Here is a 15126-nt window from a genome sequence, read left to right on the forward strand (position 1 = left end):
CCGCCCGCCCTGAGAGGGGGCGAGCGGCCGCCCTCCTCTCAGCCCCCCGGCGCCGTGGCGGGCAGCGGATCGCCCGGGGGCTCCCGCTCGTCCAGCAGCCAGTTGAGGATGCGGGGGAGTACGGCGAGCGCGTCGAAGTGCGCCGCCGCCGGTTCCAGTACGGCGGTGGCGCCCGGGATCTGCCCGGCGAGCCAGCGGGAGTGGCCCACCGGCGAGAACACGTCCTTCACCCCGTGCCAGAGCAGCACCCGGCCGGTGATGTGGGCCGGGTCGAACCCCCACGGGCTGCAGAACGCGATGGCGTCGTCGATCCAGCCGTACGCCGACGTGCGCAACCCCTCGCTGTAGTTGCGCAGCAGCATGGACCGGATCCCCACGTCGTTGACCACCATCCGGTCGGAGTCGGTCAGCTCCCGGCGCAGATCGTCCAGGAGCCGGACCGGGTTCTGCCGGATCTGCGCCGAGCGGACGATGAAGGACTCCGCGAGGGAGTCCGGGTCGGCGGCGGCCGTGGAGTACGCGAGCACGTTGGAGGCGGCCATCCCGTCGAACCAGTCGAGACCGGCCGCGCCCCAGGGGGCCAGCGTGACGAGGGCGGCGGTACGGGTCACCCGCTCGGGCAGCAGCGCCGCGCAGGCCAGCGCGTGCGGGGCCCCGCCGGAGCGGCCGACCACGGCGAACCGCTCCAGCCCCAGCGAGTCGGCGATCGCCCGGACGTCCTCGACGACATCGCGGACCCGGCGGCCCTCCAGCCGGTCGCTGCCGCCGTACCCCGGGCGGTCGTAGGTGATCAGTTGCGTACGGCGCTGATAGAGGACCATGCCGCGGGGAGCGGGCCCGAGCCGGCTGCCGGGCGTCCCGTGGAGCAGGAACACCGGTCTGCCCCGGGGGTCCCCCAGCCGCTCCACCATCAGATGCCGCCCGTCCGCCGCGCGCACCCGATTGCGCACCCGCGCCTCCTCAGCTCGGTTCCCCCCGGCGTCTGCCGACCTTCCGATGATGACCCATCAGGGCGGCAACCGGCACTCCTTGTCGACCTCCGGTCGGCCCGTTTTGGGGGCGAAAACAGGACAGGACTAGTCCTCACCCAGGGGCGGCCGATGGTTGCACCGAGTGTTCGCAAACGGAACCGACATGGCATGACCCGCGGTAAGTGAACATCACGAGGGTGAAGCGTCGGTGTCGTGTGCACGTCCGGAAGTCGGCCTTGTGTGCTCCCGGCCCCCTCGGAATAGTGGGCGCCCCATCCTCCGTGTACGAGCACCCCACATGCTCCGTACACGGCCCCACAGGAGGTCGAAGTTGAAGCATCGACGCATATCCAGGAAGCGCGCGACGGTTGCCGGATCGGCCGTGGCCGCCCTGGTCGTAGCGGGTTTCACGTTCCAGAGTGCGAACGCCAGTGACGAAGTCCCTCAGTTCACGGTCAAGACGCTCAACGCGGATGCGGCCGGAAAGCTCGCCACCACGCTCGACCGGGACCTGGGCGCGGACGCGGCCGGCTCGTACTACGACACGGAGGCGAAGGCCCTCGTCGTGAACGTCGTCGACGAGGCCGCCGCCGAGCAGGTCCGCCAGGCGGGCGGCAAGGCCAGAGTCGTGGAGCACTCCCTCGCCGAGCTGAAGTCGGCCCGGCAGACCCTCACCGACAAGGCGACCATGCCGGGCACCTCCTGGGCCGTCGACCCGGTGAGCAACAAGGTCCTCGTCACCGCCGACAGCACGGTCGACGGCGCGGCCTGGAAGAAGCTCTCGGCCGTGGTCGAGGGTCTCGGCGGCAAGGCCGAACTGAACAAGTCGGCGGGCGAGTTCAAGCCGCTGATCGCGGGCGGCGACGCGATCTTCGGCTCCGGCTCCCGCTGCTCGCTCGGCTTCAACGTGGTCAAGGACGGCGAGCCGTACTTCCTGACCGCCGGCCACTGCACCGAGGGGGTCACCAGCTGGTCGGACACCCAGGGCGGCGCGGAGATCGGGGCGAACGAGGGCTCCAGCTTCCCGGAGAACGACTACGGCCTGGTCAAGTACACCTCGGACACCGAGCACCCGAGCGAGGTCAACCTCTACAACGGCTCCACCCAGGCGATTACCCAGGCGGGCGACGCGACGGTCGGCCAGCAGGTCACCCGCAGCGGCTCCACCACCCAGGTGCACGACGGCGAGGTCACCGCGCTGGACGCCACGGTCAACTACGGCAACGGCGACATCGTCAACGGCCTCATCCAGACGACGGTCTGCGCCGAACCGGGCGACAGCGGCGGCGCCCTCTTCGCGGGCGACACCGCGCTCGGCCTGACCTCGGGCGGCAGCGGCGACTGCTCCTCGGGCGGCACGACGTTCTTCCAGCCGGTCCCTGAGGCGCTCGCCGCCTACGGCGCCGAGATCGGCTGACGTAACACGGCATCACGGCATCACGGCAGAGAGGAGAGGCCCCCGGTCCGCCGGGGGCCTCTCCCGTGCCTGCGCTCAGGCAGCCAGGCCGGTGGAGTCCGCCTTGGCCGGGGCGACGCCGAAGACGTTCACGGCCTGGTAATACGTCCAGGCGGTGCTGTTGCACGAGGTCCGCTTCGCTCCGGAGTAGGCGGCGCACACGCGCTTGAGGTCCTCGTAGAAGGCGGAGTCGATGCGGGCCTTGTTGGCGGAGAACGTGCCGGCGGCCTTGTAGTTCCGGTAGCCGAAGTCGTGGCGGGCGCAGGCGGTCTGGAAGGGGAAGCCGAAGGGGTTGTCCGGGGAGCTGCTGCAGTAGTCCGTCGACCAGTCGAAGCCGTACGCGGCCCAGGCGCCCTGGTTGTTGCGGGCCGCGTTCCAGGCGTTGTGGCTGGAGGCGCTCGTCTGGGTCCAGGAGCTGAGCACCTGGGGCTTGTCGGCGGGGGCGGCCGCGGCGGAAGGGGCGGTGATCAGGGCGAGCGGGAGAGACAGGGCGACTGCGGCGAGCGGAGCCATGAATCGACGACGCATGAGCGACCTCCGTGGGGGTGGAAAGGGGCTGTCCTGGCCGTGCTCCTCGTCGGGTGTACGAGGCCGCTCCAGAATGTCGTCATGCACCTGTCATGCATAGCTGTTGTGCCGACCTGACATCAGGAATTGGGGTGGACGTCAGATGGGTACCGGCTCCGGAGCAGAATCCTGACCGGCAGTCATGAGGCCCTCTCCGATGGTTAAGTTGGCGATGCGGGGTTCGGGCCCGTAGCGGGCGTTCCACCGGCCGCTGCCAGGGAGGGGGACAGCGGATGAACACCACCACACGCGACCAGGTCATCGCCGATGAGCAGAAGGCCGTGGACCGCGCGTACGACTGCTACGCCGAGCGGCTCGCCGAAATGACCGGGACGGCGGCAGCCACGGCCGCCGCCAGCAACAAGGACGGCATCGCCAACCGGCTCGACGCCGAGGAGAAGGCGGCGGCGTACGACGGGCTCGGCGGCGAATCACTGGTCACGGCGCGTGTGGACGCGCCGGACGAGCCAGGAAGCGAGCCCAGGCCCTGGTACATCGGGCGGCGGGCCGTCTCCGACGTCCGGACCCGGGACACCGTCGTCGTGCTGTGGACCAGCCCGATGGCGACGAAGTGGGCCGCCGTACAACCGCAGACGCCCGGCGACATCACTCTGCGGCGGCAATTGCGCTGCGTACAGCGCGTCGTCGAGGACTACTTCGACGACATCGCTCCGGCCGTCCCCGTCCCTGTCCCTGCTCCCGTACCTCCCGTGCTGCCGGCCGTACCGGCACCCCGGCAGGCCGGGGACGACACCGCTGTGCAGGAGCCCTCCGCCGACGAAGGAACAGCGGTGGAGGGGGCGGACACCACAGCGGCCGACAGGCGCCCGCCGGCCCGCACCCCCGCCGACATCGCCCGGCGACGGCGTCGTCCGTCCCTCCAGCCGGACGACTTCCTGCTGCGCGAGCTCCAGCGCTCCCGCGGCGGCCGCATGCGGGACATCGTCGAGACCATCCGCCGTGACCAGTTGGACCTGGTCACCGGCTCGCCTTCCGACATCCTCGTCGTGCAGGGCGGGCCGGGCACGGGAAAGTCCGCAGTCGGTCTGCACCGCGTGACCTGGCTCGTCAACAACGGTCACTTCACGGCCCAGGACATTCTCGTCATCGGACCGCACCAGCGGTTCCTCGACTACGTCGGTCAGGTGCTGCCCACGCTGGGCACCCGTGACGTCAATGCCGTACAACTCTCCCGTCTGTGGGACGGTGAGGTTCTCGGAGCCGACGCCCCGCAGGCGCGGCTGGTGAAGTCCGACGAGCGCATGGCAGCCGTCCTGCAACGCCGAGTCGAGCATGAGTGCCGTCCTGAGGCCGTTGACAGCCTCCTCACCGCCCCCTCCTTCGCGGGCGACGAACCGGCCTTCACGGTCACCGCGGGCAGCACGACGCTGCGCATTCCGCGTACGGAGGTTCACGCCCTCTTCGACGAGGCACGCAGCGGTGAGGGCGCCCACCGCGAGCGCCGTGACCGTTTCCGCAGCCTGCTCGTCGACCGGCTCCTGCGGGAACTGGCCGCTCTTGCCCCGCGCCGTGGCGCGGACGGCACCATCCGCCGCAGCCTGGAACGCAACCGTCAGGTGGAACGCCTCATCGACCGCGCCTGGCCCTCACCGGGCGCCCGGGAGGCCCTGCGCAGCCTCTACGACTCGCCCGAGCTGTTACGCGCCTGTGCCGACGGCCTCCTCGACGAGGAGGAGCAGGCCACGCTGCACCGCCCCCGGGCCGAGCGGGCCGAGGACGACCCGTGGACCCTGGACGACCGTGTCTGTCTGGAGGAACTCCGCCACCTCATCACCGGCGAGCCGCCGCGGCGCTACGGCCACATCGTCGTCGACGAGGCCCAGGACCTCACCCCCATGCAGGCCCGTGCCCTGCGCCGCCGGGTCGCGAGAGGCGGATCGATGACCGTGCTCGGCGATCTCGCCCAGGCCACCGGCCCGTATCCGTATCCAGGATGGGACCGGCTGGGCACGCTCCTGTCCGACCACGGTGACTGGCGCGTCGAGGAACTGACCACCAGTTACCGGGTACCCGCCGAGATCATGGCGTTCGTCGCTCCGCTGGCCCGCGCGGTCGCCCCCACCCTTCCTTACCCGCGGGCGGTACGGGCGGCCGGAGCGGACGCCGTACGGACGGTTGCCACCGAGCCGTGGAAGCTGCTCGGCGACACAGTCGCTCAGGTCGTCCGCCTGGTAGGCAGCAACGACGGACGCACGCTGCGTTCCGTGGCCGTCATCGTGCCCGACGACTCCGGTTGGCTCGAAGAGATCGGCCGGCATCTGGACGCCGCCGACGGGATCAGGCGGCAGGAACGGGAGGCGGTCTCGGTCCTGGCCGCCCGTCAGGTCAAGGGCATGGAGTACGACCACGTTCTCGTCGTCGAACCCGCCACCATCGCCGACCGGGGGCCCTCCGGACTGCGCCAGCTCTACATCGCGCTGACCAGGAGCACACAGAGCTTGACCGTCCTGCACACCGCGCCGCTCCCCGCTGCCCTGACGGACACAGGCGGCGCCCCGGCGGAACCGCAGCTTCGCGCCCCCGAATCCGCTCCCGAATCCGGGACCGGCACCGACTCCGTACCGGCGGCGGAGAGCGGCATCCCGGAGATCGGTTCGGACGTCCGGATCCGTGTGGTCGGCCACACCACCGGCGGCAACTACCGGGTCGAGGCCATCTCACCCCCCATGGACCGCCCCTTGCTCATGGCCGTACGCCACGGCTCCGCGCCGCCCACCGCCGGTGCGGAACTGGACGCCTGGGTGCTTCGCCACCTCTCCGGCGTCAGCTTCGTCACGGTCGACGAACGCGGCCGCAGGCCCATCTCGCCCACCATGGCCCCGCGCTACGCGGCCGCGCTCGGGGTCGTCGCGGAACTGGCCGGCGGGAGCGTTCCGGACGACTTCCGCCCGCGGCTCTCGGAGCTCAAGGGCATGGCCAACCGCTGCCTGCGCCTGGACCAGCACGACTGGCTGGACGTCTGGCGCGTCCTCGGCTCCCCGGACAGATCACGTCTGAACGCCCTGCGGGACCTTGCCGCCCACCGCGTTCCGGCTGCCGGCTCGCCGGACCTGGACCGGTTCCGGGCCGAACTGGAGCGCAGCGGCTGGGCGGAGGACCTGGACAAGGCCTGGCGGACCATCGAGGCACGCATCCACGCCGCGACCGACCCGGTGACGGAGGACCAGCTCCCCGTCTCCCGGCGCGAGTACCCCGAGCCGTTCGAGTCGTCCGAAACGCCCCCGCCCTCCGAGCCTGAGGAAGCTGAACCCATGACCACCACGACAGCCGCCCCCGCCGCACCGGAGAAGACGGAGTCGAGCACGGGTCTTCCCCAGCTCCTGGCGACTTCGGCCGCAGCGGACCGCACCTGCAAGACCCACGAGGCGGTGCGCTTCGAGCTGAAGGCGGCCCTTCTGCGCGCGGACCGGCAGCCGGAGCCCGAGCACCCGGTCGTCGACGTCGCTTGTGTGACCGACGAGGAGCACCTGCTCTACGAGGTGCTCGGCGCGGACCTCACTTCGTACGCCGATCTCCGCTCGGGAGCGGCCCGCCTCCGCGAGATCAACCATGCCCTGGCCGTGGGCGCCGACCGGCTCTGCCTCGTCCTGGCCGGTCCTCCGGCGGAGGAGTGGGCGCCCGCCACGGTCCACGATGTCTTCGGCGTCCACGTCCTGTGGCGCACTCCGCAGCAGAGCTGGGACGGCCAGGACGTCGCCGCCGCCCTGGGAGGCGGCCCGGTGTGAAGCGGATTCAGACAGCCGTCGACCCGCCGGCCGACGGCGGTACCGTCCCCGCGCTCCCGTCGTCCTGCCCGCCCCGTCGCCGCATCGACAACAACAAGGTCAGCGCCGTCCCCGCCACCGCCCAGGCGGAGAGCACCAGCAGCGGGCCGGTGACCGCGTTGCCGCGGAAGTAGGCGATCGAGCGGGCCACCCAGGTGCCCGCGCCCGGTGGGAGGGCCGGGCCGATCGCCCGCCAGAAGTCCGGGAGCATCGGCAGCGGGAAGGCGCCGCCCGCGCTCGGGTTGCCCGCGATGACGATGATCAGGACGGCCAGGCCGATGCCGACGATGCCGGTGAGGGCCTCCAGGGCGAGCGTGATCATGCCGACCGAGAAGACGACCAGGGCTCCGAGGCCCGCCAGCCCCCAGACGCTGCCGGGCAGGGCGCCGAGGATCGGGCCGATGATGACCGCGCCGCCGATGCCGCCCGCGACCGCGTACACCGCCATCACCGCGGTCCGGATCAGCGCGCGCTGCCGGTTGGCGGGCTTGGTGCCGGCGCTGATCGCCAGGATCGAGGCGCAGAGGTAGCCGCCGACGCACCAGCCGACCACCAGGTAGAAGGACGAGAGCCCGTCGAAGTCGTCGGGGGAGGCCGGCGCCACGTCCACGGTCCGTACGGTCCGCTGCTGATCCGCCTCGACCTGGGTGAGGATCCGCTCCAGGGCGCTGGACAGCACGGTCCCGCCGCCGGAGGCCACCAGCAGGGTGTCGGTGCGGCCCTGTGGCGAGACGATCAGGGCGCCGTCGATGTCGCGGTTCATGATCTGCTCGCGCGCCTCGGCCTCGCTGCCCACCGTGCGGGGGTCCAGCGGCCCGCCGGGAAGTCCGTCGAGTTGGCTGACGAGCTGCTGGGACATCTGCTGCGGGGCCACCACCCCGAAGGCCACATCGGTCGGCTTCGGTTTGTGCAGCGCGCCGACGTAGGAGGCGATGAACAGCAGTTGCAGCCCGAGCACGCCGATGACGAGCAGGGCGGCCCGTGGAGTGACGGCGTTCTTCACCTCGTCGACGAAAGTCATGCCCCCACCGTCCGGGCGGGCCGGTGGGGGCGCAGGCGGGGCGGGGCCGAATGGCTCAAGGTCATGCGGCCCCGCGTGCGGGAGCCGCCGCCGACCGTCGGGTGCACACTGGATATCGTACGAATGTTCGAAGCTGGTCTATGGTGGAGAGCAGGGGGTGGTGAGTGACAGAACGGTCGGAACGGTTCAGGAGGTGCGGATGTCCGGTTTCACGCATCTCCATACCGTCTCGGGGTTCTCCCTGCGGTACGGGGCCTCGCATCCCGAGCGGCTCGCCGAGCGGGCCGCCGAGCGGGGGATGGGCGCTCTCGCGCTGACCGACCGCGACACCCTCGCGGGGGCGGTCCGGTTCGCCAAGGCCTGCCGGGACGGGGACGTCGAGATCCGGCCGCTCTTCGGGGTGGACCTCGCGGTGGCCTCGTACGCGGAGGGGGCGGGGCGGGCTGGGCAGGCAGGGCAGGCTGCCGTGCGCCCGCGCACTCCCGCGCGCGGTGGTGCCTTTGTCGATGAATCCGCACCCCGTGTCACCTTCCTCGCCCGGGACGGCGCACGCGGCTGGGCCGAGCTGTGCCGGCTCGTGACCGCCGCCCATGCGCGGGGCGCCGGGGATACCGGGGGCGCGGGTGACGCCATCGGTCCGCTCGACGGGTCCGGTCCGTCCGGCGTCACCGGGCCGCCCCTGGTCGGCCGGGCCGCGCTGCCCGCCGACGGGCTGACCGTGTTGCTCGGGCCCGCCTCCGAGGTGGGCCGGGCGCTCGCCGCGGGGCGTCCCGACCGGGCCGCCGCGCTGCTCGTGCCCTGGCGGGAGATGTACGGCGACGACCTGCGCCTCGAAGCCGTCGACCACGGCCGCCCGGGCGCCGGGGCGGGATCGCTGCGGCTGGCTGCCCGTACCCTCGGCTTCGCCGCCGACCAGGGCGTACGGGCCGTGCTGACCAACGCCGTACGGTACGCGGACCCGGGGCAGGGCCCCATCGCCGACGTCCTCGACTCCGCCCGCAGGCTCGTCCCCGTCGACCCGCGCCGCTCGCCCCTGGACAGCGGTGAGCGCTGGCTCAAGGGCGAGGGTGCGATGCGGGAGGCCGCCGAGCGGATCGCCTCCGCCGCCGGCCTCGGGCAGGGCGCCGCGGCCCGGCTGCTGGCGGAGACCCGGCACACCGCCGACGCCTGCCGGGTCGACCCCGCCGCCGACCTCGGGATGGGCGGCATCCACTTCCCCGAGCCCCACCTGGTCGGTGCCGGCCGGCGTACCGCCCAGCGGGTGCTGGCCTCCCGGGCCGCCGCCGGGATGGTGCTGCGCGGCCATGACCGCGACCGCGCGTACTGGGACCGGATGCACGAGGAGCTGGACATCATCGCCCACCACGGCTTCGCCTCGTACTTCCTGACAGTGGCTCAGGTCGTCGACGACGTAAGGGAGATGGGCATTCGGGTCGCCGCGCGCGGCTCCGGTGCGGGCTCCCTGGTCAACCACCTCCTCGGCATCGCCCACGCCGACCCGGTCGAGCACGGGCTGCTCATGGAGCGTTTCCTCTCCAAGCGGCGCTTCGTCCTGCCCGACATCGACATCGACGTCGAATCGGCCCGCCGCCTCGACGTCTACCGTCGGATCATCGAACGCTTCGGCCCCGAACGCGTCGCCACCGTCGCCATGCCCGAGACCTACCGGGTCCGCCACGCCATCCGCGACGTCGGTGCCGCGCTCTCCATGGACCCGGCCGAGACCGACCGGCTCGCCAAGGCGTTCCCGCACATCCGGGCCCGCGACGCGCGCGCCGCGATGGAGGAGCTGCCCGAGCTGAAGGAGGTCGCGCGGAACCAGGACCGGTACGGGCGGCTCTGGGAGCTGGTGGAGGGGCTGGACGCACTGCCGCGCGGCGTCGCCATGCACCCGTGCGGGGTGCTGCTCTCGGACGCCGGGCTGCTGCACCGTACGCCGACCATGCCCACCAGCGGCGAGGGCTTCCCGATGACGCAGTTCGACAAGGAGGACGTGGAGGACCTCGGGCTGCTCAAACTCGATGTGCTGGGCGTACGGATGCAGTCGGCGATGGCGCACGCCGTCGCCGAGGTGAAACGCGCCTCGGGCGCGGTGGTGGACCTCGACGCCGTGCCGCCGGGCGACCCGGAGACGTACCGGCTGATCCGCACCTCCGAGACGCTGGGCTGCTTCCAGATCGAGTCGCCCGGCCAGCGCGACCTGGTCGCCAGGCTCCAGCCCGCCACCTTCCACGACCTGGTCGTCGACATCTCGCTGTTCCGGCCCGGGCCGGTCGCCGCCGACATGGTGCGGCCGTTCATCGAGGCCCGGCACGGCCGCGCGCCGGTCCGCTACCCCCACCCTGACCTGGAAGAACCCCTGCGCGGCACCTATGGCGTGGTCGTTTTCCACGAGCAGATCATCGAGATCGTCAACATCATGACCGGCTGCGGCCGGGGCGAGGCCGACCGGGTGCGCCGCGGACTCTCCCACCCCGAGTCGCAAGGGCTGATCAAGGTCTGGTTCGCCCGGCACGCGGCGGCCCGGGGGTACGGTGCCGAGGTGATCGCCCGTACCTGGAAGATCATCGAGGCGTTCGGCAGCTACGGCTTCTGCAAGGCGCACGCCGTCGCGTTCGCCGTACCGACGTACCAATCGGCCTGGCTCAAGGCGCACCACCCGGCCGCCTTCTACGCCGGGTTGCTCACGCACGACCCCGGGATGTACCCGAAGCGGCTGCTGCTCGCGGACGCCCGGCGGCGCGGGGTGCCGGTGCTGCCGCTGGATGTGAACCGGTCGGCGGTCGCTCATCGAATCGAACTGGCGTCTGATGATGAAGAGGGGCGGAAAGAACGGAAAGAGGCGTGGGGGCTGCGGCTCGCGCTCTCCGATGTCCACGGCATCAGCGAGGCCGAGGCCGCGCGGATCGAGGAGGGGCAGCCGTACGCCTCGCTGCTGGACTTCTGGCAGCGGGCCCGCCCGGGCCGCCCGGTCGCCGAACGGCTCGCGCAGGTCGGCGCGTTGGATGCCTTCGGCGCCAACCGCCGCGATCTGCTGCTGCACCTCTCCGAGCTCCACCGCGCCCACCGGAGCTCCGGTTCCGGTGCCCGCGGTGGGCAGCTTCCGCTGGGGGACGGACACCGCACGGGCTCCGTCGGGCTGCCCGACCTCAACGAGGCGGAGCGGCTGAGCGCCGAGCTCGGGGTGCTGAGCATGGACGTCTCCCGCCATCTGATGGGGGATCACCAGGCTTTCCTGGACGAGCTGGGCGTGGTCTCCGCCAAGCGGCTGCGCGAGGCCCGGCACGGTGAGACCGTGCTGGTCGCCGGGGCCAAGGTGGCCACCCAGACGCCGCCGATGCGCTCCGGCCGCCGGGTCGTCTTCACCACCCTGGACGACGGCAGCGGCCTGGCCGACCTGGCGTTCTTCGAGGACAGCCACGCCGCCTGCGCGCACACCGTCTTCCACTCCTGGCTGCTGCTGGTACGCGGCGTGGTGCAGCGGCGCGGCGCGCGCAGCCTGAGCGTGGTGGGCGCGGCCGCCTGGAACCTCGCCGAACTGGCCGAACTGCGCCGCACCGGAGGGCTCGACGCGGTGGCGGCGCGGCTGGCGGAGGAGGAGTCGGAGAAGGACACGGGTGAGGAGGCGGAACCCGGGCCCGGGCGTCGTATACGGATGGAGACCGGTTACGAGATGAACCCCTGGGCCGACCTTCAGCCACCCGGCGAAGGGACGCCCACCGGAAGGAAGTTGTGGCACCAGTCGCAGGGGAGCGCGGGATGACGGAGGCATCGGGAGGCGTCCTGGGGGAGTGCGTGGCGGCGGATCCGGCAGGCGTTCTGAGGGAGTGCGTGGCGGCGGAAGATCCGGCAGGCGTCCTGAGGGAGCGCGTGCTGGCCGAGGATCCGGCAGGTGTCCTGGGGGAGCGCGTGGTGGCGGAGGATCCGGCAGGCGTTCTCTACCTGCGGTTCCGCAGAACCGCCGGCGGGCCCCCGGACAGCGCCGGCTACACCGGGCTGCTCGCCCTGCTCGGCGCGTTCACCCCGGTCGTCGAGGCCGCACCGCCCGACGGGGCGCTCGCCGATGTGGGCGGCGCGCTGCGCTACTTCGGGCGGGACGCGCAGGGCCTGGCCTCGGTGATCCGGGTCCGGGCGCTCGCCCTGCACGGGGTGGACTGCGCGATCGGCGCGGGGGCCAACCCCATGGTGGCCCGGATAGCCGCCCGGCGGGCCGCGCCCGGGACCACCTTCGTGGTGGACCGGGGCGAGGAGGCGGCCTTCCTCGCGCCGCTCCCGGCCGCCGCCCTGGACGGTGTCGGGGCCGCCACGGCGCGCACCCTGTGCGGTTACGGGCTCGACTCCGTCGGCCGGATCGCCGCCACACCCCTGGCCACGCTCCAGCGCATCACCGGCGTACGGACGGGACGTGAGCTGTGGGAACGGGCGCGGGGCATCGACCGTACCCGGGTCGTCCCGAACGCCGCCGCCCGCTCCCTCGCCGCCGAACGCTCCTTTCCGCGCGACGAGTTGTCCCCCGAGCAGCACCGCCGAGCCCTCCTCTCGCTCACCGAGGAGCTGGGGGCACGGCTGCGGGGCGAGGGGCAGGTGTGCCGGTCGCTGGCGGTGTCGGTGCGGTACGCGGACCGGACCGGTTACGCGACGCTGACCCGGAGCCGGACGCTGGGGGAGCCGACCGCGCACTCGGCGGCGCTCACCGCGCTCGCCTACCGGATCCACGAGTCCTTCGGGCTCCAGCGGGCCCGGGTGCGGGGGATCGCGCTGCGCGCGGAGGGGCTGGCCGACGCGAGCCGGGCCTCCCGCCAGCTCACCTTCGACCCGGCGGACGAGCGGTCCCGCCGGATCGAGGAGGTGGCGGACCGGCTGCGGGAGAGGTTCGGGCCGGGTGCGGTGAAGCCGGCGGGACTCGCGGCCTGAATGGCGGGGTTGACGCCTCTACCCGATCTACGGTGAGTCCGCGCCATTTTTTACCGACGCGTAACTTCCCACCCAACCTTACTCATGCGTAATTTGGCATGAGCACATAAAGCTTGTGGTCCGGGCCACAGGGCGCACCGCCATCGCACCTCCCTTGAGCCGCAAGGAGACCACACGATGCTGCCCTGGTTCCGTGCTGCGCGCGTCCCCCGCACGCGCAGCGTATTCGCCGCCTTCCTGCTGGCCGTCACCCTGCTGGTCGCCCCCACGGCGACCGCGACGGCGGCTGCCCCCACCGCCGCGGCGGCCACCTCCCGTGGCTGGAACGACTACTCCTGCAAGCCCTCCGCCGCCCATCCCCGCCCCGTCGTCCTGGTCCACGGAACCTTCGGGAACTCGGTCGACAACTGGCTGTTCCTCGCTCCCTACCTGGTCAACCGGGGCTACTGCGTCTTCTCCCTCGACTACGGCCAGCTCCCCGGCGTGCCGTTCTTCCACGGCCTCGGCCCCATCGACAAGTCCGCCGAACAGCTCGACGTGTTCGTCGACAAGGTGCTCGCCTCCACCGGAGCGCCGAAGGCCGACATCGTCGGCCACTCCCAGGGCGGCATGATGCCGAACTACTACCTGAAGTTCCTGGGCGGCGCCCCCAAGGTCAACGCCCTCATCGGCCTCGCCCCGGACAACCACGGCACCACGCTGCTCGGCCTCACCAAGCTGCTGCCGTACTTCCCCGGCGTCGAGAAGTTCATCACCGACAAGACCCCCGGCCTCGCCGACCAGGTCGCGGGCTCGCCCTTCATGACCAAGCTCACCGCGGGCGGCGACACTGTCCCCGGCGTCCGCTACACCGTCATCGCCACCAAGTACGACCAGGTGGTGACCCCGTACCGCACGCAGTACCTGGACGGTCCGAACGTACGCAACGTCCTGCTCCAGGACCTGTGCCCGCTGGACCTGTCCGAGCACGTGGCGATCGGGACCATCGACCGGATCGCCTTCCACGAGGTGGCGAACGCCCTGGACCCGGCGCGCGCGACCCCGACCACCTGCTCCTCGGTCATCGGCTGACGTACGAGCTACGAACCACGACGGGCCGAGGCCACTGTCCGGTGGGACGGACAGCGACCTCGGCCCGTGTTCATGACCTGCTACGCGTGGGTCAGCGGCTGTGCCGGCCGGAGGCGGTGGCCCGGCGACGCTGCGAGGAGAACAGCACGGCAGCGCCGACGGCGAGCACGGCGGCCCCGCCCATCGCGAGATACGTGCTGCTGCTCGACCCACCGGTCTCGGCGAGCACGTCCTCCTGCCCGGCGGCGTTGGCCTGAGGCGCATTGCCCTGCTCCGCGCCGGCATCGGCCTCGGTCTCGGCGGCCGGGGCGGCGGGAGCGGCGGCGTTGACCTTCGCCCCCGTCTTCGCGTCGTCGTCGCCGTGCCCGTTGTGCTCGACGGAGGACTTCTCGGCGCCCTCGGTGATCGCGTCCTCGGAGGGAGCGGAGGGGGCGGGCGCGGGAGCACTCTCCTGAGGCTTGGGCGCCTCACCAGCAGGCTTCTCCTCCTGACTGTCACCGCCACCACCGGCACCGCCCGTCCCCGCCGACCCGCCGCCGAAGTCCACGTCGGAGCAGGCGTAGAAGGCCTCGGGGGAGTCGGAGCGCTGCCACACCGTGTAGATCAGCTGCCGCCCCGCCGCCTCCGGAATGGTCCCGTCGAACACGTACGAACCGTCCACCAGGGCCGGGTCGGTGGCCTGGGCGAAGGGCTTGGCCTCCAGGTCCGACCAGGCCAGCGGCTTCGTGGGGTCGTAGCCGGGCTTGGTGAGGTACAGCTCGAAGGAGCCCTTGTGCGGGGCCGTGGCCCGGAACTTGAAGGTGTGCTTGCCCGCCTTGACGGGGGAGGCCGGCCAGTCGGCGCGCGGCAGGTCGAGCCCCTTGAACTTGTCGTTGGCCGCGCTGCACAGCTTGCCGTCCGGGATCAACTCACGGTGCTTACCGGCCGCATTGGCGATATTGACCCCGTTCCAGTCGTACAGCGCCTGCGTCCCACCGGCCGCGACCGCCGCCTTGCACGCCGCCGACACCGGACTCTCCGGCCCCTCCGCGAAGCACGCGGACACCCGGCTCACCGGGTCGGTGAGCGAACCGTGGGCCAGCGCCGGAGTGGCGGTGAGTCCGGCCAGCGCGAACGGTGCGAAGCCGAGGGCGACGATCCCGGCGGCCTTGCGACGAGGGGTCATGGAGGGTTCTCCTTCAAAGCGGCACAACGGTGGGGCGCCAGGTCGTCCATCCGTCCCGGCGATCAGCAAGCTAGCCGCTCGGAAGGGCCAAAAACCCTGCTGGGACGGGGTGGAGGGGATCCTTATGGTCGCTTTAAGGAGGGGCTAAGAGGGGGCTCAGGTGGGACGCTACGTAA

The 15126-nt window shown here is 72.0% G+C and carries 9 protein-coding genes; 5 read left to right on the forward strand and 4 right to left on the reverse strand.

The annotated features are described in order from the left end of the window. Window positions 1-38 precede the first annotated feature (38 nt). Window positions 39-950, reverse strand: coding sequence for an alpha/beta fold hydrolase (locus tag R2B67_RS29925; RefSeq protein WP_317822364.1), 912 nt, complete (start codon window positions 948-950; stop codon window positions 39-41). Window positions 951-1302: 352 nt separating this feature from the next. Between R2B67_RS29925 and R2B67_RS29930 the strand changes: the two genes are divergently transcribed. Next, window positions 1303-2388, forward strand: coding sequence for a S1 family peptidase (locus tag R2B67_RS29930; RefSeq protein WP_455679982.1), 1086 nt, complete (start codon window positions 1303-1305; stop codon window positions 2386-2388). A gap of 75 nt (window positions 2389-2463) precedes the next feature. On the opposite strand, the gene R2B67_RS29935 is transcribed toward R2B67_RS29930, so the two are convergent. Next, complete coding sequence (locus tag R2B67_RS29935) at window positions 2464-2955, reverse strand: phospholipase (RefSeq protein ID WP_317822367.1); 492 nt, start codon at window positions 2953-2955, stop codon at window positions 2464-2466. A 272-nt stretch (window positions 2956-3227) separates the two neighbouring features. Here R2B67_RS29935 and R2B67_RS29940 point away from each other — a divergent pair, with 272 nt between their 5' ends. Continuing rightward, window positions 3228-6740: a HelD family protein gene (locus tag R2B67_RS29940; protein ID WP_317822368.1), complete on the forward strand. Its 3513-nt coding sequence runs from the start codon at window positions 3228-3230 to the stop codon at window positions 6738-6740. 7 nt (window positions 6741-6747) lie between these two features. Here the strand turns inward: R2B67_RS29940 and R2B67_RS29945 are convergent, their stop codons facing one another. Continuing rightward, on the reverse strand, window positions 6748-7800 hold the full coding sequence (locus R2B67_RS29945) for a DUF3533 domain-containing protein (protein ID WP_317822370.1): 1053 nt from the start codon (window positions 7798-7800) through the stop codon (window positions 6748-6750). 199 nt (window positions 7801-7999) lie between these two features. On the opposite strand from R2B67_RS29945, the gene R2B67_RS29950 reads away from it, so the two are divergent. The 3 genes from R2B67_RS29950 (at window position 8000) to R2B67_RS29960 (ending at window position 13785) form a co-directional block, all read left to right on the forward strand. After that, window positions 8000-11563, forward strand: coding sequence for a DNA polymerase III subunit alpha (locus tag R2B67_RS29950; RefSeq protein WP_317822371.1), 3564 nt, complete (start codon window positions 8000-8002; stop codon window positions 11561-11563). A 179-nt stretch (window positions 11564-11742) separates the two neighbouring features. After that, a complete protein-coding gene (locus R2B67_RS29955; RefSeq protein WP_317824989.1) occupies window positions 11743-12714 on the forward strand; it encodes a DNA polymerase Y family protein in 972 nt (323 codons plus the stop codon). A 177-nt stretch (window positions 12715-12891) separates the two neighbouring features. Then, window positions 12892-13785 (forward strand): esterase/lipase family protein, encoded by an 894-nt coding sequence (locus R2B67_RS29960; RefSeq protein WP_317822372.1) that lies wholly within the window; start codon window positions 12892-12894, stop codon window positions 13783-13785. Between the two features lie 91 nt (window positions 13786-13876). Here R2B67_RS29960 and R2B67_RS29965 read toward each other — a convergent pair whose 3' ends face one another. Further along, window positions 13877-14950, reverse strand: a complete 1074-nt coding sequence (locus tag R2B67_RS29965) for a lytic polysaccharide monooxygenase auxiliary activity family 9 protein (RefSeq protein ID WP_317822374.1) — start codon at window positions 14948-14950, stop codon at window positions 13877-13879. Window positions 14951-15126: the final 176 nt, after the last annotated feature.

The sequence above is a fragment of the Streptomyces cyaneofuscatus genome (assembly GCF_033109485.1).
GTDB lineage: Bacteria > Actinomycetota > Actinomycetes > Streptomycetales > Streptomycetaceae > Streptomyces > Streptomyces cyaneofuscatus.